Here is a 20,708-nt window from a genome sequence, read left to right as displayed (position 1 = left end):
GCCGGTGACTCGTCGAGGGCTGATCCTGTTCGCCGCGCTCGGCATCGCCTGGGGCATCCCGTACCTGTTCATCAAGGTGGCGGTGAGCGAACTGGACCCCGCGATGGTGGTGCTGGGGCGTGCCGGGCTCGCGGCGATCCTGCTGCTGCCACTGGCGTTCTTCCGCCGCGAGGTGGCGCCCGTGGTGCGCCGGTGGAAGCCGATGCTCGCCTACACGATCGTCGAGATCATCCTGCCGTGGTACTTCCTGAGCTCGGCGGAGCAGCGGTTGCCCAGCTCGACCGCGGGGCTGCTGCTCGCCACCGTGCCGCTCGCCGGCGTGGCGATCGCGTTCGCGATGGGCCGCCCCGAGCGGCTGTCGCGCCTGAACTGGCTCGGTCTCGCACTCGGCATGCTCGGCGTCGCGGCGCTCGTGGGCCTCGACATCGCCGGCTCCGACCTCATCGCCGTCGCGCAGATGGCCGTCGTCGTGGTGGGCTACGCGCTCGGTCCGGCGATCCTCGCGCGGTGGATGTCCGACCTGCCGGGCGTCGGCGTGGTCGCCGTCTCGCTCGCGGCCACGGCCGTGGTCTACGTGCCGTTCGTGCTCCTCACGGGCGGCTGGCCGACGGCGTGGCCCTCGCAGGCGGTCATCGTGTCGATCGTCGTGCTCGCCGTGGTCTGCAGCGCGCTCGCGTTCCTGTTGATGGTGGGTCTGGTCGCGGAGATCGGTCCGGTGAAGGCGACTGCGATCACCTACGTCAACCCCGCGGTCGCGATCCTCGCCGGTGTGCTCGTGCTCGGCGAGCGGGTCACGGTGTGGACGGTGGTCGGGTTCGCCCTCGTGCTCGCCGGCTCGTACCTCGTGACGCGTCGGCGACGGGCGCCGGTGGCGGCCGAGGGGCCGGAGGCGGCCTCGGCGGAGCAGCGCCTCGCCTGAGTCGGCGGGTGGCCGAATCCTTTCGGCACATGGCAGTCTGGCCGGATGACCCGTCGCAACCATCGCGTCGCCGTGCTCGTGCTGCCGGGGGCGAAGCCGCTCGACGTCGGCATTCCCGCCCAGGTGTTCTCGACGCGCGCGAGCATGCCCTACGAGGTGCGGGTCTGCGGTGCGGCACCCGGACTCGTCACGGGCGGCGACGGCCTCTCGTACCACGTGGCCGACGGGCTCGATGCGCTCGAGTGGGCGGAGACCGTGTTCATTCCGGGGTACCGGCACCCCGATCTCGACGAGCCGCCGGCGGCGGTCGTCGATGCGCTGCGGGCCGCGCACGCTCGCGGGGCGCGCCTCGCCGCGATCTCGACGGGGGCGTTCGCGCTCGCGGCGACAGGCCTGCTCGACGGTCGCCGGGCCACGACGCACTGGCACTACACGCGGGCACTCGCCGCGAGGCATCCGCTCGTCAGGGTCGACACGAACGTGCTGTTCGTCGACGAGGGCGCGGTGCTGACGTCGGCCGGGGCGGCATCGGGCATCGACCTCTGCCTGCATCTCGTGCGCCGCGATCACGGCGTGGCCGTCGCCAACCATGCCGCCCGAAGACTCGTGGCTGCTCCGTACCGCAGCGGCGGACAGGCGCAGTACGTGCCGCGGAGCCTGCCGCCCGACCTCGGGCCGGTGTTCGCGGCGACGCGTGAGTGGGCGTTGCGACAGCTCGACGAGCCCCTCACGCTCGACGCGCTCGCGCGCAACGCCAACGTCTCGCCGCGAACCTTCTCGCGCCGCTTCGTGGAGGACACCGGCTACACGCCGATGCAATGGGTGCTGCGGGCGAGGGTCGACATGGCCCGCGAACTGCTCGAGCGCAGCGACCTCGGGGTCGAGCAGATCGCCGCCCGCGCCGGCCTCGGCACCGGGGCGAACCTGCGGCTGCACTTCCAGCGCATCCTCGGGGTGTCGCCGAGCGACTACCGGCACACCTTCGCGGCGGGGGAGTGAGCGGAGGAGAAGATGTGGCGAGATCCTTGCGGATACTGACCTGCACGCCACTCCCGCGCGATGGCCGACACGGCGAGGGTTGAGGGGTACGGATCGAAAGGAACCCCTCTGCCATGACCACCCGCATCGCCATCAACGGCTTCGGCCGCATCGGCCGCAACGTCGTGCGCGCACTCGTCGAGCGCGGCGCCGACCTCGAACTCGTCGCCGTCAACGACCTCACCGACCCCGCCGGCCTCGCCCGCCTGCTGAAGTACGACAGCACCGCGGGCCGCTTCGGCTCCTCCGTCGAGGTCGACGGCGATGTGCTCGTCATCGACGGCCGTCGCGTCAAGGTGCTCGCCGAGCGCGACCCCGCGAAGCTGCCCTGGGGCGAGCTCAACGTCGACGTCGTGCTCGAGTCGACCGGCCGCTTCACCGACGCCGAGGCGGCGAAGGCGCACCTCACGGCGGGCGCAAAGAAGGTGCTCGTCTCGGCTCCCTCGAAGGGTGCCGACGTCACGCTCGCCTACGGCGTGAACACCGAGGCCTACGACGCCGACGCGCACGTCATCGTCTCGAACGCCTCGTGCACCACGAACGCGCTCGCCCCGCTCGCGAAGGTGCTCGACGACCTCGCCGGCATCGAGCACGGCTTCATGACGACGATCCACGCCTACACGCAGGACCAGAACCTGCAGGACGCGCCCCACTCGGACGCGCGTCGCGCCCGCGCCGCGGCCGTCAACATCGTGCCCTCGTCGACCGGTGCCGCGAAGGCCATCGGCCTCGTGCTGCCGAAGCTCGACGGCAAGCTCAACGGCGACTCGATGCGCGTGCCCGTGCCGGTCGGCTCGATCGTCGAGCTCAACACGACCGTCTCGAAGGACGTCACCCTCGACGAGGTGCTCGCCGCCTACAAGGCCGCAGCCGACGGCCCGCTCAAGGGCGTGCTCGAGTACTCCGACGAGGCGCTCGTCTCGACCGACATCGTCGGCAACCCGCACTCGTCGATCTTCGACGCCGACCTCACCCGCGTCGACGGCCGCCACATCAAGGTCGTCGCCTGGTACGACAACGAGTGGGGCTTCTCGAACCGCGTCATCGACTCGCTGACGCTGCTCGGCGCGTAGAACCCGCCGCAGCAGACCGAACGGGCCCGCCTCCGATGGAGGTGGGCCCGTTCGTGTCTGCGCTCGACACGCGAGCATCGAGCGCGGGCGGGAGCGGGGTCACCCCGGGCGACGGCCCGTCTCGCGCGGCGCGATCGCCGTGCCGACGAGTCCGACGATCGCCGCGACGGCCATCATGACGGCGATCGGCCACCAGTGCCCGGCTTGGGCGAGCAGCGCGGTCGCCGCGAGCGGGGCGAGCCCGCCGCCGACGATCGCTCCCGCCTCGCGGCCGATCGAGATGCCCGAGTACCGCACGCGCGTGTGGAACATCGCGGTGAAGTAGGCGGGCTGCACGCCGTCGGAGGCCGAGTTCACGATGCCGATCGCGGCGACCACGACACCGATGACGAGTGCCGCCGACCCCGTGTCGAGCACGAGGAAGAGCGGCGCGGCCAGCAGGGCGAAGGCGACGAGGCTCCACACCACGAGGCGGCGCGGCCCGATGCGGTCGCCGAGCGCACCCCAGAACGGGCACAGCACCGCGGCGACCGCGGCCCCGACGAGCAGTGCGGTGAGGGTGACCTCTCGGGGCATGCCGACGACCGTCGATGCGTAGCTCAGGCAGAACACCGAGACGACGTAGAAGGTCGTGTTGACTCCGACGCGCACGAGGAACACGGCGAGGACGCCCCGGGGTCGGCGCAGCACCTCGGCGATGGGCCGACGCGCCTCCCGGCGGGCTTCGAGCATCGCGACGAACTCGGGCGATTCGTCGACCCGGCGGCGCAGCCGCCAGCCGATCACGACGAGCACGAGGCTCGCGATGAACGGCACCCGCCAGCCCCAGTCGTAGAGCGCCTGCTCGTCGAGCACGGCGACGAGCACCACGAACGCGAGGTTGCCGAGGATGAGCCCGACATACACCGCGCTCGAGATGAACGCCCCGCGGAACCCGCGCCGCAGGGGCGACTGCTCGAGGGCGAGCAGCACGGCGCCGCTCCACTCCCCGCCCGTCGCGAGCCCCTGCACGAGCCGCAGCACGACGAGCAGCACGGGCGCGAGCGCCCCGACCTGCGCGTGCGTCGGCAGCAGGCCGATGAGCGCGGTGGCGACGCCCATCGTCAGCAGCGTCGCCACGAGCACGCGCCGCCTGCCGAAGCGGTCGCCGAGGTACCCCGACACGAGGCCGCCGAGCGGGCGCGCGACGAAGCCCGTCGCGAACACGGCGAACGAGAGCAGCAGGCTCGTGAGCGGATCGTCGGCGGGGAAGAACAGCGTCGGGAAGACGAGCGCCGCGGCCGTGCCGTAGAGGAAGAAGTCGTACCACTCGAGCACGGTGCCGAAGGCCGCCGCGGTGACGGCGCGGCGGCTCCGGGCTGCGCCGGAGGGAACGCCTTCAGCGGGCGCGGTCTCGAGTGCCGTCGCCCCGCCGCTCACGCGGTCACCGCCCCGGCCGTCGTCGCTGCCGCTGCCGGCGCCGCGAGCGGCGCCGCGAAGAACGCCAGCTCGTGCCGCGACGAGGCGACGAACGCCCGATGCATCCGCTCGCGATGCTCGGGCGACGCGCCCGCGGCCGCTCGCGTCACGAAGCCGATCGCCTCGCGTGTCGCGACGGCGAACCCGGGGTCGGCGTAGGTCGCGAGCCACGACGCGTACGGGTGCGCCGGATCGAGTGCGGCCTCGCCGAACTCGCCCGCGGCGAGGCGCTCGCCGAGATCGGTGTAGATCCAGAAGCACGGCAGCAGCGCCGCGATGAGCACGGCGTGATCGCCGCGCTGCGCGGTCGCGAGCAGGTGGTCGAGGTACGCGGTCGTCGTCGCATCGGGCGGTGCGGATGCCGCGGTGCCGGCCTCTGGGCCGAGCCAGCCGGTGTGGAGTTCGAGCTCGCCGATGATCGAGCCGTGGGCGGAGTTCGCCCAGAAGGCCTGCCCCGCGGCATCCGGTGCGAGGCGCGAGGCCTCGGCGAGCACCCGTGCGTAGTCGCGCAGGTAGTGGGCGTCCTGCGTGAGGTAGCCGAGGAAGGGCTCGCGTGCGAGGGAACCGTCGGCGAGGCCGCGGATGAACGGCAGCTCGTCGATCTCCCGCCGCACCTGGGCGATGTCGGCCCACCACTCGGCCTCGATCTCGGTCGGCATCGGCGCGGTGCGGATGCCGCCACGCGCCCAGAGACCGGCGAAGTGATTGATGGGGCCGTGTCCGCCGCCGACCCCGAGCGCCTCGCCGTGGCGCAGCGACTCGCGCAACCAGCGTCGAGCCTCGGCGATCGCAGCCGGCCAGTCTCCATGCTCTGCGACGAGGGTCGCGATCGCCGACGAGAGCGAGCAGCCGGTGCCGTGCGTCGCCGTCGTGGCGATGCGTTCGCCGCCGAAGTCGATGATCGTCGCGGTGCCGGCGTCGACCAGGGCATCGGGGGCGAGGTCGCCGGCGAGGTGGCCGCCCTTCGCGAGGACCCGCACCCCGTACCGCGCCGAGACGGTCTCGGCCTGCGCGATCGCCTCGGCCCACGTCGCCGCCACGACTGGAGGCGCCTCGCCGGAGTCCGCGGATGCCGCGAGCACCGCGAGTTCGCTCAGGTTCGGGGTGACGAGGTCGGCGAGCGGCAGCAGCTCGCGCATCGCCGATTCGGCGTCGGCGTCGAGCAGGCGGTCGCCGCTCGTGGCGACCATGACCGGGTCGAGCACGACGACCGGAGGGCGGGTGCGTGCGAGCCAGCCGGCGACCGTGCGGATGACCTCGGCGTTCGCGAGCATGCCGAGCTTCACGGCATCGACCGTGATGTCGTCGGAGATCGCCTCGAGCTGCGCCGCGAGGAAGCTCGCCGGCGGCACGTGCACGTCGCGCACCCCGCGCGTGTTCTGCGCGGTGAGGGCGGTGATCACGGCCATGCCGTAGCCGCCGACCGCCGAGATCGACTTCAGGTCGGCCTGGATGCCGGCGCCCCCCGAGGGGTCGCTGCCGGCGATGCTCAGCACTCGTGCCATCATCGCGCCGCCTCCCATCGGTTCGCGAGATCACGTGCGGCTGCCCGCGGGTCGTCGGCCGCGCAGATCGCCGAGACGAGTGCGACACCTGCGGCGCCCGCCTCGCGGAGCGGCGCGATGTCGTGCCGTGTGATGCCGCCGATCGCGACGCACGGCAGCTCCGCCTCCGCGGCGAAGCGGGCGAAGCCGTCGACGCCGATGGCCGGCGGATGGTCGGGCTTCGTCGACGTCGGCCGGATCACGCCGACGCCGAGGTAGTCGACCGTGCCACGCGGCATCCGGCGCACAGCCTCGAGGTGGGCGGGCGCGTTCGCGGTGAGGCCGACCACGGCGTCGGCGCCGAGCCGGTCGCGGGCGATGGCCGCGGCGGCGTCGCCCTGGCCGAGGTGCACGCCGTCGACGGGCAGGCCGCTCGCCCGTGCCGCGATCGCGAGGTCGAGCCGGTCGTTCACGAGCAGCATCGCCCTCCCGTCGATAACCTCCGCGAGCGCCTCGAGCTGGGCGAGCAGAGCGGATGCCTCGGCGCCCTTGTCGCGCACCTGCACCACGCGCACGCCGCCCGCGACGGCCTCGGCCACGACGGAGACGACACCGCGCGCGCCGCAGAGCGCGGCATCGGTGACGAGGTAGGTCGAGAGGTCGAGGGTGGTGCGGGCGCTCACGCGTCGGCTCCTGCGGCGACGGCGAATGCCGCGGTGGCGGACGACGCCCCTGCAACGTCGCCGAGCGCGCCCGAGACATGTGCGCGCTCCTGCACGTCTGCCGGACCGACCGCCGCCAGCGCATCGAGGAACCTCGGCGCGAACGTGCCGGGACCCTCGGCGCCGGCCGCGGCGAGCTCCGCGGCCACCGTGTAGACGAGCGTGGCGGCGACCGCGCCGGCGAAGGCGTCGTCGGCGATCGCGACGAACGCGGCCGTCACCGCCCCGAGGGCGCACCCGCCGCCCGTGACACGAGTGAGCAGGGCGTCGCCGTTCGAGATGCGCACCGTGCTGCGCCCGTCGGTGATGAGGTCGACCGGGCCCGACACGGCGACGACCGAGCCGAACCGGGCGGCGAGCAGCCCTGCGGCTTCGACGGCGGCCTCGGTCGAGTCGGCGGCATCGACGCCGCGGCCGCCCGCCCCGACGCCGGCGAGGGCGAGGATCTCGCTCGCATTGCCGCGGATGACGGCCGGCCGCAGCGCGACGAGTTCATGCGCGAGCGCCGTGCGGATGGGCAGGGAGCCGATGGCGACCGGGTCGAGCACCCATGGCGTGCCCGCTTCATGGGCGGCGCCGACGGCCTCGCGGGCGGCAGCGCGCTGCTCGGGCGACGGCGTGCCGAGGTTCACGAGGAGGCCGCTCGCGATTCGCGCGAAGGCGGCCGACTCGCCGACGATGTCGACCATGGCAGGGGCGGCGCCGATCGCGAGCAGCGCGTTCGCGGTGAAGCCCGAGACCACGGTGTTCGTGATGCACTGCACGAGTGGCGCGCGGTCGCGGAGTCGGTCGAGCAGTTGTGCGCTCGAGTGGGCAGGGTCGATGGACAGACGATCGCTCAACGCGACATCCCTTCGCTAGTTCGAACTAGATCAGGTTCGACGGGTGTGTTCTCAGCCATGCCCGCTTCGGGTGAAGCGGCGCACGGCACCCCGTGTCACTGCGGTCGAGCCTAGTGGGTCGCTCCGGAGCGGTTCGGTCGCGCTGCCTCGGTGCGACTCGGGCCGTTTCGCAACGAGAACGGGGGCGGATGCCGCGTGGCACCGCCCCCGTTCCGTTCGGGTCGATCTAGCCGATGGTGTGCCGCGAACGCACCCGCACGACGGCGTACACGGCCCCGCCGACTGCGATCAGCGCGAGCGCGAGCCATCCGAGCACGTCGACGAATGCCGTACCGGTCGAAGCGAGGCCGGCGCTTTCGACGCTCGCCTCATCCGCGCCGGAGCCGGCCGCGGCGACCGTGATCGACGCGGTCGCGACCTCGACGCCGTCGATCGTGACGACGATCGAGTGCGCACCCGCGGTCGTCGAGGCAGGGATGGTTCCCGTGAAGGTGAACCCGCCGTCGGCGTTCGTCGTGGCCGAGCCGAGCGTCTGCGGTGTGGAGTGGAGCTCGACCGCGAAGCCGTCGACTCCGGGAGCGAGATCGCTGCCGACGACCGTGATGCGGCCGCCGGGCACGAGGTCGCCCGTCACCGCGACCGAGCCCTGCACGGTCGTCGGGTCGACGGCGGGCGCCGCCACCACGGTCACGGCGGCCGAGGCGGAGGATGCCGCGGACGTGCCGACCGTGTTCTTCGCGGCGACGGTCGCCGTGTACTCGCCGGCAGCGAGCCCGGTGAAGGTGCGCGTCGTCGTGCCGGCGGGCACCGAGACCGGGGCTCCGCCGTTCAGCGCGACGAGGTACTCCGTGATGGGCGAGCCGCCGTCGGCGGGTGCCGCCCACGAGACGGTCACGTCGGCACCGGCGACCGTTGCGGCGGGCGCCTCGGGGGTCGCCGGTGCGGTGGCGACGACCTCGGGATCGTACGGCAGGGCGTCGAAGAAGGTGCCGAGCGCGGCGATCGCCTCATCGGCGAACGCGAGCTGCGTGGCGAGCGCGGTCGGGTTGGGGTTGGCGGCGTACTGGCCCGGCAGGTCATTCACGAACCACCACTCGGTCATGTACTCCTTGTACGTGCCGTCGGCGTTGGAGTGGATCCACTGCTGGGCGATCGGCGCGGCCTTGCCGCCGACGGTGCGCGAACGGTCGTACTCGAGCAGGTACGGCACCTGCAGCTTCTTCGCCGTGGCGAGTGCATGGGACGTGTCGCCGCCGGGGTAGTAGTCCACGCGCTGACCCGCGCTCGCCGTCGGCACGTACTGCGTCACGAGGTTCGGCAGGTACTTCGCGACGAGGTCGCCGTAGAAGTCCGCGAACTCCGAACCGCTGTCGCGGATGTGCAGGTCGTTGCCCGAGCTGCCGTCGAGGCGCAGGTCGAAGAAGTAGACCTTGGCGACGTCGTTCGCCACGGCCTGCCGGTTGACCTCCTTGAGCACGGCGCGGGTGTTGTGGCACCACGTGCCGCCGAAGAGCAGCACGTAGTCGCCGTCGCTCTCGAGCAGGTTCACGAGCTCGGGGTAGGTGACCGTCTGCACGCGCCAGTCGGCGTCGCCGTCGTCGAGCACCGTCGCGCCGCCGTAGACGTCGCGGCCGCCGTAGGCCGAGGCGTGCTTGGCGTTCACGACCTGTTCGGTGAAGGTGAACTGGTCGCTCGTGTCGAGGTCGGCTGCCGTGCCGAGCACGGCGGCGACCTGCGCCTTGTAGGCGGTGAGCGCGGCCGGTTCGGCGAGTTGCCCGGCGGTCACCGGGGTGGTGATCGCCGAGACGATGCGGTCTTCCGCCCCGCCCGCGAGGTGCGCCGAGTCGTAGACGAAGAGCGTCGGGTCGTCGGTGCCGTCGAAGGGCGTCTGCGTGTCCTTGCCGAGGGCGTTGCCCACGAGCCGCGCCCAGAGCGGCGCGACGTCGGCGTTCGTCGTCGTGCGGATGTCGAGGCGGTCGCCATCGAGGCGCGGGTCGAAGTTGTAGATGCGCTCGACGCCGGCCGCCTTCGCGACGTCGTTGATCGCGCCGACGGTCGCCGCCGTCTGCGCGTCTTCGGGGCCGCCGATGAGGAACGCGAACCGGCCCTCCTGGCCGAGCAGGTACTCGAACCGTTCGAACGTGACGGTCTCGAAGACGCTGTCGGGGCCGAGGCCTTCGTAGGCGTCGTCGAACCAGTCGACGGTGTCGGTCGGACTCGCGGGGGCTGCGGTGGCCGGGGCCGCCGCGACACCGCCGAGCACGACGGTGCCGGCGATGGCGAGTGCGGTCAGCATCGCCGCCCGCCTCGGGGTGGGGCGCTGGTGGTCGGGCACGGTGCTTCCTTTCTCTGGGGGGTGGGCCGGGCCGGTCATTCGGGCACGGATGTCTCGTCGGGCTCCTCGCCGCGGGTCGCCGCGGTTGCGCGGCGGCGGGCGATCAGCCGCTGGCCGAGCAGCGCGAGTGCGCCGACGGCCACGAGGGCGACGAGGATGCCGGCGCCGGCGAGCCACTCGGGTGCTCCGGCGTTCGCAGCGGCGCTGGTCTCGACGGCCTGCGCGGTGGGCTTCGCGGTCGACGCGGTGATGGTCACCGACTTCGACACGCCCGACACGGGGGACTCGCCGACCGCGTTCACGGCGACCAGGGTCGCCGTGTAGGTGCCCGCGCCGAGCACGTCGAACGTGTGCGACGTCGCGGTCGCCGCGAGCGGGATCGCGGTGCCCGTGTTGAGCGAGAGCCTGTAGCCGGTCACCGGGGACCCGCCGTCGGTCGGCGCCGCCCAGGTCACGGTGAGGGAGCTGCCCTTGACGGTCAGGCGCGGCGCGGTCGGGGCGAGCGGTGCGGTCGCGGCGACGGCTTTGGGCGCTGCCGCGCCGGCAGCGGACTGCGACGCATCCGTGCTGTCACCGGAGTCGTCGGAGGAGCTGTCGCCGGAGGATCCAGTGGTGCCGCCGGACGTGCCCGTGGTGGTGCCGGTCTTCGGTGCCGGGGCGGGAGCCGGTGCCGGCGCGGGCGCCGGCGCAGGGGCAGGGGCGGGAGCGCTGCCGCCGCCGATCGCGGGCGGCGGGTCCTCCTGCGTGCTGTCGTACGGGTACCCGCCGGCGTCCTCGCAGGCGCCGAGGTCGAAGTTGATCGAGCAGAGGTCGCAGACGTCGCCTGCGGCCGACGCCGAGCTGCTGCTGATGAGCACGAGCGTGGGCACGGTGATCGCGAGCACGAGGGTCGCCGCGAAGCCGCGGAGGCCGCGAGCGCGGTGGGTGGTGCGAGAGGGCATGGCGTTTCTTCCTTCGGGGTCGGCCGGTCAGCGGCGGGCGGCGAGTTCGGTCGGTTCGGCGTCGGGCGCGTCGGCGACGCGGTCGTCGTCGAGATCGTCGTGGTGCACGGCCCGGCCGGCGAAGATCTCGTCGTCGAGCGCGCCGGCACGGCGGGCGACGATCGCGGCGCTCGTGGCGGCGGCAGTGACGTTGGCCATGGTGCTCGCGGTGCCGGCGATCGCGCTGATCGGAATGAGCAGCACGAGCACCTCGACGGGCAGGCCCACGGCGGTGAGCACTGCCGTCGCCGTCACGATCGCCGTTCCGGGCACTCCGGCGGTACCGAGCGAGACGAGGAGGCCGAGCACCACGAGCACGACGTAGTCGAGCGGCGTGTACTCGATGCCGAGGGCGTTCACCGTGAAGACGGCGACGAGCGTGGGCCAGATGCCGGCGCATCCGGGCATGCCGATCGTCGTGCCGATCGGTGCGGTGAAGCCGGCCACCTCGTCGGAGACGCCGATCTTGCGGGTGAGCGTCGAGATCGTGAGCGGCAGGGTGCCGATGCTCGACTGCGTCGTGAACGCCGTGTACTGCGCCGGCGTCAGCTGGCGGAAGAACCGCAGCGGGTTCAGGTCGGCGAAGACCCGCAGCAGCACGCCGTTGACGAAGTACGCATCCACGAAGCAGGCGACCAGCGCGATGACGAGCACGCCGACGAGTGCGAGCGCGGTCTCGATGCGCGCCACGGCTGTCGAGGTCGTGACCGCGACGAGGGCGAGCACCGCATACGGGGTCAGGGCGATGATGAACCCGACGGCCTTGAAGAGCACCCGCCGCGTGGCATCCACGAACTCCTTGAACGGCCGCACCTTCTCGGCGTTCTTGTCGGCCACGATCAGGTACGAGACGGCGATCAGCAGCGTGAAGAGGATGATCGCGATGATGTTGTTCGACGAGATGTCGCCGACGACGTTGTGCGGGAAGAGTCCGACGATGACCTCGTCGAGCGGGGCGAGCAGGCCGGTCAGGGCCGACCCGTCGACACCGGCGAGTTCGAGGTTCGCTCCCTTGCCGATGCCCGTCGCGAGCGCCAGCCCGAGGGTCAGCAGGATCGCGATGAGGTTCGTGAGGAGCAGCCAGAAGACCGAGCTCAGGCCGATCGTGCGCAGCTTCGCGAGGCTGCCGAGCGAGGTGACGCTCGAGAGCACCGAGACGATGATGAGCGGTGCCACGACCGCGGTGATGACGTTCACGTAGATCGTGCCGATGACGTCGACGTAGTCGAGGTGCCCCTGGAACAGGAGGCCGACGCCGATGCCGACGACGAGGGCGATGACCGTGAGCAGGGTGAACTTCGCGCCCGCGCGGCGGAGCAGGAAGAGGCCGACGAAGAGCACGGCGATGAGGGCGAGGGCGGCGATCGAGAGCCAGTCGAGGTCAGCCACGGCGGGCTCCGAGCGACGCGGACGAGGTGCGGATTCGGTGCATGGGCACGACCGTATTGATCGCCGGATGCCTCGGTACGACCCGTGTCGCACTGTGAATGCCTATGACGGCATACGTCGCTGGAGGTGCCGTTTCGGCGTCGTTCGATGTCGTTCGGTGGCGCCTGGCGACGTCAGATGACGAGCGCCCACGGCGCCCGTATGACGCTCCGCGTCATCGTCGGCCGGACGAGGGATCAGACGTTCACGCCGCTCGGCCCGGTCGGCTCGCCGAACCAGTGCGCCGGAGCGGGAAGCTCGACACCGGCCGACGCGAGTGCGATCGCGGCGAAGGCGTAGACCATGATCGCGATCGTCAGCACACCGAGCGCCATCGTGATCGGTACCGCGGGGGAGACCCGCATGCCCTCGCGGCGATAGCGCGGCGCCGCCATGAACGCGATCCACATCGAGGTCGCGGCGAAGCCCGTGATCCAGACCGTTCGGAGTGCGTCGCCCTCGAGCGGCGCCACGAGTGCGATCACGAGCGAGGCGATCGACATGAGCAGCCCCGTGTACGCGAAGAACCGTGCGAACCCGATGCCGCCGACCTCGTCCTCGCCCGTCCACCATGGTCCGTCGGGCCGGTCCGATTCCTCGGATCCATCCGGCTCGCGCGCATCGCTCATGCTGCGATCGTAGAGCGGATGCCGCGGCATCCGCCTGAGGGCGCCTCCGTCAGGCGTTCGCGACGGCGGCGCGCGGCGCGCGGCTGAGCGCATCGACGACGTACTCGGCGTCGCGATCCATGCCCATCAGGGTCTCGGAGGCCACGGAGTACTGGAACGGCATGCCGACGAACGCGAGGCCGGGGCATCCGCTCGCCAGGCCGCGCTCTTCGACGGGGCGGCCGTCGGGGCCGACGACGCCGTCGATGTCGATCCAGCCGAGGTCGGGGCGCGAGCCCGTGCACCAGACGACGGTCGTCGCCTCGACGACGCGGCCGTCGGCGGTGACCGGGCGGCCGGCCTCGACGCGCGCGATGCGGCCGAGCTGCACGACGCCTGCCCGGTCGAGGGCTGCCGGCTTGTTGCGCACGAGCATCACCCCGTGGGTCAGCACCGCCTTCCGCATCGCACGCCCCTTCGGGCTGTCGATGGTCATCCGGCGCAGGCGGGAGATGAAGACACCGGCCAGGAGGTTGCCGATCGGGGTGTCGATGTCGACCGGCACATGCCCCGGATGCCGGCCGGCGAGCGTGACACCGTGGCTGCTGCGAGCGGCCTCGAGTGCGATGTCGGTGCCCGAGTTGGCCGCGCCGACGACGAGCACGGGGCCGGCGGCGAACTGCTCGGGCCCGCGGTAGTCGAGCGAGTGGAGCTGACGGATCGATGGATCGAGCTCGCTCGCGAACGGCGGCACGACGGCGATGCGGTGCGCGCCGGTCGTGACGACGACTCGTTCGGCGGTCACCACGTCGCCGTTCTCGAGTTCGAGGCGGAAGCGGCTGTCGCGAGGTCGGGTCAGCGACACGATCCTCGTCGAGCTGCGCACGGGGAGTGCGAAGTGCCGCGCGTATCGCTCGAGGTAGTCGCCCATCTGCACGCCGGTGGGGTAAGCGAAGCGGCCCTCATCGATGCACAGGCCGGGCAGGCTCAGGAACGGACGAGGGGTGAACAGGCGCAGTGAACGGTAGCGCTCGCGCCAGGAGTCGCCGACGCGCGCGTGCTCGTCGAACAGTTCGAAGCGCTCGCCGTGCTGTGCGAGGCGCATGCCGACGATCAGACCTGCGGCGCCTGCGCCGATCACGGCGGTCTCGGTGATGGTGGACATGAGGTCTCCTTTGCACGCGACGCTACGGATGCCGCAGGGCGGCCGCGTCGGCAGAAATGACCAATTGCCGGGGCGTACCCGACACGGACGGACGCTCAGCGCGGCGTGTTCAACCCGTGCTCGAATGCGAACGCCGTGGCGGCGGACCGGCTGCCGAGCCCGAGCTTGCCGAGGATGTTGCTGACGTGTCGGGCCACGGTGCGTTCGCTGAGGAACAGCTCGGCCGCGATCTGCCGGTTCGAGCGGCCGCTCGCGACGAGGCGCAGCACTTCGAGCTCGCGCTTGGTCAGGCCCGCGGATGCCGCGGCACCCCCGCTCTCGGCGGCGAGACGTTCGAGCCGGTCGAGGTCGGCGACGGCGCCGAGGCCGGAGAGCACCGTGCGTGCGGCGTCGAACTCGAGCTGCGCCGCCTCCTCGTCGCCGAAGGCGCGGTTCGCGCGGGCCATGAGCACTCGGGTGACGGCGGCCTCATAGGGGGCTTCGAGTCGGCGCCAGACCGCCCACGACCGGCGCAGCAGTGGCAGCGCCTGCTGAGGGGCATCCGTGCCGATCAGGAGTCGGGCTTCGGCACGGTCGGCCTGCGCCTCGAGGAAGACGGTGCCGAGCTGGTCGGCCATGGCACGGAGCGCGGTCGCGGCCCGCACGGCGACGTTCCGGTCGCCGTGCTCGACTTCGAGCTCGACCTGCGCGGCGAGCAGTTCGGCGCGGGCTCCCGGAGCCGGGTTCGTCTCGAGCGCGCGGGCGACACCGCTGCGGGCCGCGGCGAATCGTCGGGAGTCGCGTGCGAGCAGCGCGAACCCGGGCTGCACCTCTCGCCCGAGCTCGGCGGCATGCCGGTACGCGGCCTCGGCGTCGCGTCGGCGGCCGACGAGCCGGCAGAGCTCGCCGAGCCCGTAGTAGGCGTCTTCGAGCGTTTCGACACGGCGTTCGCGATCGCAGACGGCTTCGAGGGTGAGCACCGCCTCCGGCCATTCGCCGAGCAGGCGCTGCACGCCCGCGCGGTGCACGGAGCACTCGCCGCGGAACGGCTCGAGCCCGCGCTGCGCGTCGCACCAGTCGCTGAGATCGCGGGTCCACACGCGAGCGCGATCGACGTCCCACCGATCGAGACAGCTCGCGATGACGGCGCAGTAGGCGGGGCCCGCGACCCGGTCGCTCACCCGACCGGAAGAGATCGCGAGCATGACGCGGTCCATGCACGCGAAGCCCTCGCCGATGCGGCCGGCGTACACGAGCGCGCGCCCGAGGCCCATGGTCGCCAGCACCTCGGTATCGACGTCTCGGGCGAGTCGGGCGAGGTCGACCGCGCGCTCGCCGAGGTCGACGGATGCCTCGACCTGGCCGTTCGCGAATGCCCCGACCGCCCGGCAGAGCGCCGCCGTCGCGGCGGTGCCCGGCGTCGGGTCCACCGTGTCGGTCAGCTCGAACAGCCGGGACATCCACGCGCCCGCCCGTACGGCCTCGCCATGGTCGGCCAGGGTGAAGCCGAGCCAGAACACACAGCGGATCGCGGCATCCGTGTCGCCGGCGTCGAGGTAGGCGAGGTGCGCGTCATCCCACGCTCGCTCGCATTCGGCCTCACGGCCGAGGAACCACGCTGCGAGGCCCATGGCGTCGAGCTCACCGGCGGTGAGCGCGTCGCGCCGGGCCGCGAGCTCGTCGTAGCGCACGACCCAGTCGATGACCTGCATCGCGTCGGCCGGAGCCATGGCGTCAGTATGTGCCCGCCGGGGTGGGGCTCACAAGGTGCCGGTCGTCGGCGGGTGGTGCGAGCACCGTACAGGCCGGTATCGCGCGCCGAGGCATTGACCTCGCGGCATCCGCGCCACTAGTGTTCGAAAGCTGCGCACTCGGCGCAGCATCCCCGGAACCTGGAAGGAAGGTCATGAACGTGTCTCTGCAGCGCACGAGCAAGCCCTCCCTCATCGAGATCGCCGATGAGCGCTACCTGCTCAATCGCGAACTCGACCAGGTTCTCGACCCGGCACTCTGACGCCGACGCGGCATCCGCCCGCGATTCTCGTCACCCCGTGCCGATCGAGGCCCGGGGTGTTTCTCTGTCTGCGCGCGACGGGGAGCCTCGGGCCCCCGGATCAACGCAACGCACACGCAAGACAGGAAAGGAACATGGAGACCATCACGAAGCGGCTCGTCTCGTGGGCGAGCCTGATCGACGAGAAGACCGTCGACCAGGCCCGCACCTCGTCGACGATGCCGTTCATCTACCCGCACCTCGCGCTCATGCCCGATGCGCACCTCGGGCTCGGCGCCACGGTCGGCTCGGTCATCCCGACGCTCGGGGCGATCATCCCGGCGGCCGTCGGCGTCGACATCGGCTGCGGCATGATCGCGGTCAAGACGCAGTTCACCGGGGCGGAGCTGCCGGCCGACCGGCGGCCGGTACGCGAGCAGATCGAGCGCGCCATCCCGCTCTCGGCCGGCAAGCACAACCGTAAGGTCGTCGCCACGGCGGCCCCGCGCATCGCCGAGCTCGAGGCGCTCGCCGAGGCGAAGGGCTTCGACCCGGCGTCCTACGCGGGCAACTGGCGCGAGCAGCTCGGTTCGCTCGGCAGCGGCAACCACTTCATCGAGGTATCGGTCGACGAGACCGACCAGGTGTGGTTGTTCCTGCACTCGGGCAGCCGGGGTGTGGGCAACAAGATCGCGCAGCACCACATCAAGGTCGCTCAGCGGCTCGCGAAACAGTGGTGGATCGACCTGCCCGACCCCGACCTCGCCTACCTCGTCGAGGGCACGCCCGAGTTCACGAAGTACATCCGCGAGCTCCGGTGGGCGCAGCACTTCGCGCTCCTCAACCGCGAGGAGATGATGGACCGCGTCATCCGGCAGGTGAGCGAGTGGGTCGGTACGCCGGTGCGGGAGCTCGAGCGCATCAACTGCCACCACAACTTCACCGAGAGCGAGGAGCACTTCGGCAAGCGGGTCTGGGTGTCCCGCAAGGGCGCCATCCAGGCGGACGCCGGTCGGCCCGGGCTCATCCCCGGCTCGATGGGCACCGCGTCCTACGTCGTGGAGGGCCTCGGTGACCCGATGTCGCTGAACTCCTCGCCGCATGGCGCAGGGCGCACGTTCTCGCGCACGAAGGCGCGGCAGACCTTCACGCACGAGCAGCTGCGTGAGGCGATGACGGGCATCGAGTTCCGTGACACCGACGCGTTCCTCGATGAGATCCCGCAGGCGTACAAGCCGATCGACCAGGTGATGGCGGATGCCGCGTCGCTCGTGACCGTGCGGCATACGCTGCGGCAGCTCGTCAACGTGAAGGGCGACTGAACCGACGGATGTCCCGGCTCGCACCAGAGCCGGGACATCCGTTTCGCGGCCCGATGTCGATCTCGCACGTTCTCGTTCGACGCCAGAATGAGAGCGGAGATACCGACTCGGAAGGAATCACACAATGCGCACCCTCATCGTCACCGAGTTCATCAGCCTCGACGGCGTCATCGACTCGCCCGGCGGCGGCTCGCACCCGCGGGCCGGCTGGACCTTCACGGACATCCCCTTCGTCGAGGAGGCCTACGCGCTGAAGGGCAGCGAGCAACTCGAGGCGGGCGCGATGCTCATCGGCCGCGTCAGCTACGACGAGTTCTCGCCCGTCTGGCCCACGATGGTCGACGACTTCGCCGAGTACAACGCGATGCCGAAGTACGTCGTCTCGAGCACCCTCACCGATCCCGAGTGGAACAACACGCACGTGCTGCGCTCGCTCGACGAGGTCGCCAAGCTCAAGGAGGGCGACGGTGCCCCCATCATCGTGCACGGCAGCGCCACCCTTGCGAAGGGCCTCGCCGCGGCCGGACTCGTCGACCGCTACCACCTGCTCGTCTTCCCGGTGCTGCTCGGTGACGGCAAGCGTCTCTTCGGGGATGGCGACCCGTACACGCACCTCGACCTGGTCGAGTGCGAGGCCTACTCCAACGGCATCGTCAAGCAGGTCTACGACGTCAAGCGCTGAGCGCTCGCGATCAGCGGATGGCGCGGCATCCGTCATCTCCTTCCGAAACGGTCATGTGAGTTCCGCCTCATGTGAGGCGGAACTCACATGACCCCGGCCGGAGCTCCGGTGCGCTCGCGGGCTTCGGTACGAGTGCGGGCTTCGGCGCGTTCACGGGGTCGGACCGGGCGCGGTCACGCGCTTCTTCTCACGCACGTAGACCTCGCGGCGCACCCGCGCGACGACGTCGCCGTCGCGGTCGGTGATCTCGGTCTCGAACCACTCGAGCACCTTCGCGCCGCCGCGGGCGCGCTCGCGCAGCTCGGCCGTCTGCTCGGGCGACACCGTGAAGTGCGCGGTCAGCACGCCGCGGCCGGGCTTGACGAACTCGATCTCGCCGCGAGTGTCCCAGACGATGTAGTCGCGCCCGATCTGATGCATCACGAGCATGAAGAAGTAGGGGTCGGTCATGGCCGACATCGATCCGCCGAACGCGGTCTTCACGTAATTGCGGGTGAACACGTTGACGTGCAGCTCGACCGTCGCACTCGTCCAGTCAGGGGCGAATCGCTTCACGCGGATGCCGCTGAACAGGTTCGGAATCCACAGGCTCATGCCGAGGGCGAGTCGTCGAGGTGTGACAGGCATGCCGACGAGTCTTGCGTGACCGGTCGGATGGCGCGAGCCGCTTGTCGGCCGTCGACAAGTCAGGGCAAGCGGGCGGGCGACGGCACGCACGCGCCGCCCGCCATCCGATCAGGCCGCGGCGTCCTCGACGGCGACGACCGCGCGCAGGCCGTCGACGAGGGGCGTCGTCGGGCGGCCGAGCAGGCGGGAGAGCGTGCCATCCGCCTGGCTGAGCACGCCCTCGGCGATACCGGCGTCGATCGCGGCGACGAAGCCCGCAGTGCCGGCGTCGAGGCCGGCGGCCTCGAGGGCGGCGACGTGCTCGGCGGGCGTGAGCGGCGTGTACGTCACGTCGCGTCCGACGACCTCGGATGCCGCGGCGGCGAGCTCGTCGTAGTTCCAGGCGACATCGCCGCCGAACTCGTACACCTCGCCGAGGTGGCCGTCTTCGAGCAGCACCACGGCGGCGCCCTCGGCGAGATCGGCGCGAGTGGCGCTCGCAACGCGTCCGTCAGCCGTGGAGGCGGCGATCACACCGGTCGACGCGGCGCGCACGACATCCGCTGCGTAGTTCTCGGTGTACCAGTTGTTGCGCACGATCACCGCGGGAACACCAGAGGCGGCGATGGCCTCCTCGGTGGCCTTGTGGTCGGGGGCGAGCACGAGGCTCGACGTCGTGGCGCGGGGCGCGCTCGTGTAGACGAGCTTCGCGACGCCTGCAGCCTTCGCGGCATCGAGCACGTTCTGGTGCAGCGCGACGCGGTTGCCGGGCTCGGATCCGGAGATGAGCAGCACGCTGTCGACGCCGTCGAGCGCCGCCGCGATGGTCTCGGGCCGCGCGTAGTCGAGCTCGGCGGTGCGGAGGCCGCGAGCGGCGAGCTGCTCGAGCTTCGAGGTGTCGCGGGCGGTCGCGACGATGTCGGCGGGGGCGGCGCCGCGGGCGAGCAGTGCGTCGACGACGAGGCGGCCGAGCTGGCCCGAGGCGGCGGTGACGAGGATGGTCATGAGGTGGTGGTCCTTCCGGTTGCGGTCACCATGGGTCAACCGGATGCCTCGCGCCAACCTTCCTTCACGGCGGTACCCACTTTGACGTAAGGTACCCACATAATGGTAAGTCTTGCGGAGATTCGGGAGACATCCGGCGAAGTATTCACCGACGGATGCCCCACGCGCGTCGTGCTCGATCACATCATGAGCAAATGGGGCGTGCTCGTGCTGCTCGCACTGACCGACGGCACCCACCGCTGGGGCGAGCTGCGACGTGAGGTCGACGGCATCAGCGAGAAGATGCTCGCCTCGACGCTGCGCACCCTCGAGACCGATGGCATCGTGTCGCGTACCTCATATCCCGAGGTGCCGCCGCGGGTCGAATACGCGCTGACCGAGCTCGGCCGCGAGCTCATGGAGCACATGCTGCCCCTCGTGCAGTGGGTCGCGCTTCGCGCCGACGGCATCGTGCGGGAGCGCTGACGCCGCCGGCGTCTACCACGTCACCGTTTCCAACATCCTCGATAGGCGCACCTGGATTGACGGGTTCACGCTCGCACGACTGGAAGCTTCGCTTGGGTCAAGGCTGTGGCCGGGGAAGTGATGAGCAGCCAGGACACGAAGTTGGTCTAAGCAACCCCGAGCGGGCTCACGATGATGTGACATTCAACAACATTGGTCCCGTTCGAACAATCATCCAAGTCGGCCCCCCAATCAGCTGCTCTTGGTGAGACCTGCGTTGATGTTGACCCCCGGCCGGCTGGCGGTCGGCGCCCGGCCAGCCGAAGGTCGGATCAATGAACGATCATCGGGGGAGGGGACATCAGCGCCCGCGTTCGTCCTCAGCATCCCACCTTGGTCGTCGCCCAGGAAGTATTGGCCCAGCTGTTGGCCGTCACTGATCCGAGCGCTCCGAGATCGTTGTACGCCCGGACGGCCACGGAGGAACGCGCGTTCGCAATGGATCTGACTGCGGCCCCGAGCGGGGCGACCGACTGTGTCGCGCAGGAGTTGAAAGTCATCATTGAACCAGTGAGATTGCTGGCGCTGAATACGCAATGCGCCCCGGTCGCGCACCCTCCAATGG

Annotated in this window: 19 protein-coding genes and 1 riboswitch; of the genes, 6 read left to right on the top strand and 13 right to left on the bottom strand. The window is 71.2% G+C overall.

What is annotated here, in order from left to right; genetic code table 11:
* Positions 1-4 precede the first annotated feature (4 nt).
* The 3 genes from BJY17_RS09890 to gap all read left to right on the top strand — a co-directional run bounded on the left by BJY17_RS09890 (position 5) and on the right by gap (position 3,030).
* A complete protein-coding gene (locus tag BJY17_RS09890; protein ID WP_179551196.1) occupies positions 5-919 on the top strand; it encodes a DMT family transporter in 915 nt (304 codons plus the stop codon).
* Positions 920-964: 45 nt separating this feature from the next.
* On the top strand, positions 965-1,918 hold the full coding sequence (locus BJY17_RS09885; RefSeq protein ID WP_179551195.1) for a GlxA family transcriptional regulator: 954 nt from the start codon (positions 965-967) through the stop codon (positions 1,916-1,918).
* Between the two features lie 113 nt (positions 1,919-2,031).
* A complete protein-coding gene (gap, locus tag BJY17_RS09880) occupies positions 2,032-3,030 on the top strand; it encodes a type I glyceraldehyde-3-phosphate dehydrogenase (RefSeq protein ID WP_179551194.1) in 999 nt (332 codons plus the stop codon).
* Positions 3,031-3,129: 99 nt separating this feature from the next.
* On the opposite strand, the gene BJY17_RS09875 is transcribed toward gap, so the two are convergent.
* The 10 genes from BJY17_RS09875 to BJY17_RS18525 all read right to left on the bottom strand — a co-directional run bounded on the left by BJY17_RS09875 (position 3,130) and on the right by BJY17_RS18525 (position 15,761).
* Positions 3,130-4,449, bottom strand: a complete 1,320-nt coding sequence (locus BJY17_RS09875; protein ID WP_179551193.1) for an MFS transporter — start codon at positions 4,447-4,449, stop codon at positions 3,130-3,132.
* On the bottom strand, positions 4,446-5,993 hold the full coding sequence (locus BJY17_RS09870; protein WP_246303698.1) for a bifunctional hydroxymethylpyrimidine kinase/phosphomethylpyrimidine kinase: 1,548 nt from the start codon (positions 5,991-5,993) through the stop codon (positions 4,446-4,448). Before BJY17_RS09870 ends, BJY17_RS09875 begins: the two co-directional genes overlap by 4 nt.
* Complete coding sequence (gene thiE, locus BJY17_RS09865; RefSeq protein ID WP_179551191.1) at positions 5,993-6,655, bottom strand: thiamine phosphate synthase; 663 nt, start codon at positions 6,653-6,655, stop codon at positions 5,993-5,995. Before thiE ends, BJY17_RS09870 begins: the two co-directional genes overlap by 1 nt.
* The gene (gene thiM / locus BJY17_RS09860; protein ID WP_218889881.1) at positions 6,652-7,536 is read right to left on the bottom strand and encodes a hydroxyethylthiazole kinase; all 885 of its coding nucleotides are present in this window, start codon (positions 7,534-7,536) and stop codon (positions 6,652-6,654) included. Before thiM ends, thiE begins: the two co-directional genes overlap by 4 nt.
* Positions 7,527-7,639, bottom strand: a riboswitch (TPP riboswitch). It overlaps the preceding gene by 10 nt.
* 123 nt (positions 7,640-7,762) lie before the next feature.
* Entirely contained in the window at positions 7,763-9,871 is a 2,109-nt protein-coding gene (locus tag BJY17_RS18940; RefSeq protein ID WP_218889880.1) for a fibronectin type III domain-containing protein, read from the bottom strand.
* Between the two features lie 35 nt (positions 9,872-9,906).
* Entirely contained in the window at positions 9,907-10,812 is a 906-nt protein-coding gene (locus BJY17_RS09850; RefSeq protein WP_179551190.1) for a fibronectin type III domain-containing protein, read from the bottom strand.
* A gap of 27 nt (positions 10,813-10,839) precedes the next feature.
* On the bottom strand, positions 10,840-12,240 hold the full coding sequence (locus BJY17_RS09845) for a dicarboxylate/amino acid:cation symporter (RefSeq protein WP_179551189.1): 1,401 nt from the start codon (positions 12,238-12,240) through the stop codon (positions 10,840-10,842).
* A gap of 236 nt (positions 12,241-12,476) precedes the next feature.
* Positions 12,477-12,908 carry a hypothetical protein gene (locus BJY17_RS09840; protein WP_179551188.1) on the bottom strand — a complete coding sequence of 144 codons (432 nt, stop codon included), beginning with the start codon at positions 12,906-12,908 and terminating at the stop codon, positions 12,477-12,479.
* A 49-nt stretch (positions 12,909-12,957) separates the two neighbouring features.
* Entirely contained in the window at positions 12,958-14,052 is a 1,095-nt protein-coding gene (locus BJY17_RS09835) for a flavin-containing monooxygenase (RefSeq protein ID WP_179551187.1), read from the bottom strand.
* Positions 14,053-14,147: 95 nt separating this feature from the next.
* Positions 14,148-15,761 (bottom strand): helix-turn-helix transcriptional regulator, encoded by a 1,614-nt coding sequence (locus tag BJY17_RS18525; protein WP_246303696.1) that lies wholly within the window; start codon positions 15,759-15,761, stop codon positions 14,148-14,150.
* A 418-nt stretch (positions 15,762-16,179) separates the two neighbouring features.
* Between BJY17_RS18525 and BJY17_RS09825 the strand changes: the two genes are divergently transcribed.
* Positions 16,180-17,346, top strand: a complete 1,167-nt coding sequence (locus tag BJY17_RS09825; protein ID WP_179551186.1) for an RtcB family protein — start codon at positions 16,180-16,182, stop codon at positions 17,344-17,346.
* A gap of 124 nt (positions 17,347-17,470) precedes the next feature.
* Entirely contained in the window at positions 17,471-18,028 is a 558-nt protein-coding gene (locus BJY17_RS09820; protein ID WP_179551185.1) for a dihydrofolate reductase family protein, read from the top strand.
* A 150-nt stretch (positions 18,029-18,178) separates the two neighbouring features.
* On the opposite strand, the gene BJY17_RS09815 is transcribed toward BJY17_RS09820, so the two are convergent.
* Together BJY17_RS09815 and BJY17_RS09810 are read right to left on the bottom strand one after the other, a co-directional pair.
* Entirely contained in the window at positions 18,179-18,655 is a 477-nt protein-coding gene (locus BJY17_RS09815) for a DUF4442 domain-containing protein (protein ID WP_179551184.1), read from the bottom strand.
* Between the two features lie 108 nt (positions 18,656-18,763).
* Positions 18,764-19,639, bottom strand: a complete 876-nt coding sequence (locus BJY17_RS09810) for an SDR family oxidoreductase (protein WP_179551183.1) — start codon at positions 19,637-19,639, stop codon at positions 18,764-18,766.
* A 99-nt stretch (positions 19,640-19,738) separates the two neighbouring features.
* Between BJY17_RS09810 and BJY17_RS09805 the strand changes: the two genes are divergently transcribed.
* Complete coding sequence (locus BJY17_RS09805) at positions 19,739-20,104, top strand: winged helix-turn-helix transcriptional regulator (protein ID WP_179552808.1); 366 nt, start codon at positions 19,739-19,741, stop codon at positions 20,102-20,104.
* A 359-nt stretch (positions 20,105-20,463) separates the two neighbouring features.
* Here BJY17_RS09805 and BJY17_RS19035 read toward each other — a convergent pair whose 3' ends face one another.
* The gene (locus BJY17_RS19035; RefSeq protein WP_407647832.1) at positions 20,464-20,643 is read right to left on the bottom strand and encodes a hypothetical protein; all 180 of its coding nucleotides are present in this window, start codon (positions 20,641-20,643) and stop codon (positions 20,464-20,466) included.
* Positions 20,644-20,708 lie beyond the last annotated feature (65 nt).

Source organism: Agromyces hippuratus (assembly GCF_013410355.1).
In the GTDB taxonomy this organism is placed as follows: Bacteria; Actinomycetota; Actinomycetes; order Actinomycetales; family Microbacteriaceae; genus Agromyces; species Agromyces hippuratus.
Note: the sequence above shows the minus strand (reverse complement) of the source record. Positions and strands in the feature narration are given on the sequence as shown.